The organism is Gemella haemolysans (assembly GCF_901873445.1).
GTDB lineage: Bacteria > Bacillota > Bacilli > Staphylococcales > Gemellaceae > Gemella > Gemella haemolysans_C.
Map to the genome: position 1 here is coordinate 1 of NZ_CABFLN010000009.1, position 1225 is coordinate 1225.

General features: G+C 28.9%; 1 protein-coding gene. It reads right to left on the reverse strand.

The window, feature by feature from the left end; all coding sequences use genetic code 11:
- Window positions 1-109: 109 nt before the first annotated feature.
- Window positions 110-1102 carry an ornithine cyclodeaminase family protein gene (locus JX287_RS01440; RefSeq protein ID WP_204641457.1) on the reverse strand — a complete coding sequence of 331 codons (993 nt, stop codon included), beginning with the start codon at window positions 1100-1102 and terminating at the stop codon, window positions 110-112.
- Between the last annotated feature and the right edge of the window lie 123 nt (window positions 1103-1225).

Below are 1225 nucleotides of genomic sequence, written 5' to 3' on the forward strand. Positions count from 1 at the left end.
TTCTATCTTATTTTCATCTGTTAATTTCATAATAAATAGCCCTCCAAAATTTGTCCAAATTTTGGGGGCTATTACCCTCTAAGGAGAAGGAGTTTATTTTTATATTATTTTATATATCAATTTTTGTTCCAATATTTAATTTTATTGCTTCTTTTATTATATAGTCGGCGCATGCTATATCAAATACGGCACTTCCAACTGATTTGAAGATTGTAATTTCATCTTTTCTAGTTCGACCTTCAATAGAATTTAAAACTAACTCTCCAAGTTCACCTTTAAAATCTTCATGTGAAATTAGTTGATTTTCTAGAGGGTGGAGTATGTCACCAGCTTCACTTAGAACACCATCTTTTGTATCAAAGTAAATTTTACTGTTAGAATTTATTATTTCAGAAGGAAGTTCAACCATATCGTAAGTAAATGATCCTATCCCGTTAATATGAACTCCTTGTTTTAAGTGTTTAGCAGAGAAGGTTGGTGTTGTAGAAGTTGTTACTGTAGTGATTATATCTGAATCAATTGTAGCTTCATTGACATTTTTGTATGCGATTATATCAGTAGAAAAATAGCTAAATTCTGTTTTAAGTTTTTCTGCAAATTTCTTAGTTTTTTCGAAGTTTCTTGCAACGACTCTAAGTTCTGATAGATTTCTAACTGTTAGTAAAGCTCGAGCTTGTTCAAAAGCCTGACCACCTGTTCCAATTAATGTTGCAATTTTGCTATCTTTATTGGCTAATAAATCAGTTGCAGCACCTTGTAAAGCAGCAGTTCGTAATGCTGTTAAATATGTACCATCAATAATTCCATTAACTATACCTGTCTTTTCATCTATAGTAATCATAGTAGAAGGAACAGAAGGCAAGTTTATTAAAGAATTATCAGGATAGACAGATACTATTTTTATACCTATATTATCTGATTCTGAAGATATTTTTCCAGGCATAAATAGTACTTGACCATTATTGTTTTCAGAAATGATAGGAGTTCTTAGTGGAATATCTGTCTTATTTAAACAATAGTTTTTTGTAGCTTCTTTGCAAATTTCAATAGCCTTTTCCATAGTAATACATTTTTGGACATCTTCTTTATTTAAAATTATCATAATTTTATTCTCCCAGTTTGTTTAATATAATTTAATTATATCATGTTGAGAGAAGTATGGTAAGAGAAAACTAAAATATATGATTAATATAATATAGAAAAAAAGTATTAGTCGATATATAAT

Bases quoted from the DNA above. Each gene is read 5' to 3' on its own strand.
- JX287_RS01440 (WP_204641457.1), bottom strand. From the start codon at position 1,102: ATGATAATTTTAAATAAAGAAGATGTCCAAAAATGTATTACTATGGAA.